Source organism: Protofrankia sp. Cas8 (assembly GCF_963555845.1).
Taxonomy (GTDB): domain Bacteria; phylum Actinomycetota; class Actinomycetes; order Frankiales; family Frankiaceae; genus Protofrankia.
Genome location: NZ_CAUVXI010000097.1, coordinates 1 through 1,236, shown reverse-complemented (window position 1 = coordinate 1,236; position 1,236 = coordinate 1). Strand labels below are relative to the sequence as shown.

The 1,236-nt window shown below is 63.9% G+C and carries 1 pseudogene; it reads left to right on the top strand.

The annotated features are described in order from the left end of the window. Positions 1-1,236 (top strand): annotated as a pseudogene (locus tag U9977_RS15120) (error-prone DNA polymerase); the annotation flags it as partial.

Here is a 1,236-nt window from a genome sequence, read left to right as displayed (position 1 = left end):
CCGCGCGCCGGTACGGCCCGCGCCACCGGGAACGGGTCGCTGGTGCCTATGCGCAGCTCGACCACGAGCTTGACCTGATTGAATCTCTGGGCTTTCCCGGTTATTTCCTGATTGTCCACAATATCGTTGTCTTCTGCCGGGACAACAACATCCTGTGCCAGGGGCGGGGCTCGGCGGCGAACTCCGCGGTCTGCTACGCGCTGGGTATCACCAATGTGGACGCGGTGTCGTTCGGCCTGCTGTTCGAGCGTTTCCTCGCGCCGGAGCGGGACGGTCCGCCGGACATCGACATCGACATCGAATCCGGCCGTCGGGAGGAAGTCATCCAGTATGTCTTCCAGCGTTACGGCCGGGATCGGGCTGCCCAGGTCGCGAACGTCATCAGCTACCGCCCGCGGTCGGCCGTCCGCGACGTCGCCCGCGCGTTGGGCTACTCCCAGGGACAGCAGGACGCCTGGTCGAAGCAGCTTGATCGTTGGGGGTCACTGCCGGAACGAAACGGTTCACTGCGGTCTTCACCGGAATCATCTTATGATTATGAAATTCCGATGGAGGTCATGAATCTGACCAGGCAGCTCCTGGGTTTCCCCCGGCACCTGGGTATCCATTCCGGCGGAATGGTCATCTGCGATCGTCCGGTGGCCGAGGTCGTGCCCGTGGAGTGGGCTCGCATGCCCGGGCGAACGGTCATCCAGTGGGACAAGGACGACTGTGCGGCGGCCGGGCTGGTCAAGTTCGACCTGTTGGGTCTCGGTATGTTGTCCATGCTGCACGGCGTGTTCGATCTCATTCGTGATCATCACGGCCGGGCACTCGACCTCACATCGATCCCACCGGAGGATCCCGCGGTCTACGACATGCTCTGCGCGGCCGATTCCGTCGGGGTTTTCCAGGTCGAGAGCCGAGCCCAGATGGCGACGTTGCCGCGGCTGCGCCCACGTCGTTTCTACGATCTCGTGGTCGAGGTCGCGCTGATTCGGCCTGGTCCGATCCAGGGCGGCGCGGTCCATCCCTACATCCGCCGCCGTAACGGCGCCGAGGAGATCACCTATCCGCATCCGCTGCTGCGCCGCTGCCTGGCGAAGACCCTCGGTATACCGATTTTTCAGGAACAGCTCATGCAGATGGCGATCGATATCGCCGGCTTCTCGCCGGCCGAGGCCGACCAGTTGCGGCGGGCGATGGGGTCGAAAAGAGCGTCGGAACGCATCGAACGCCTCCGGGCCAGGATGTATG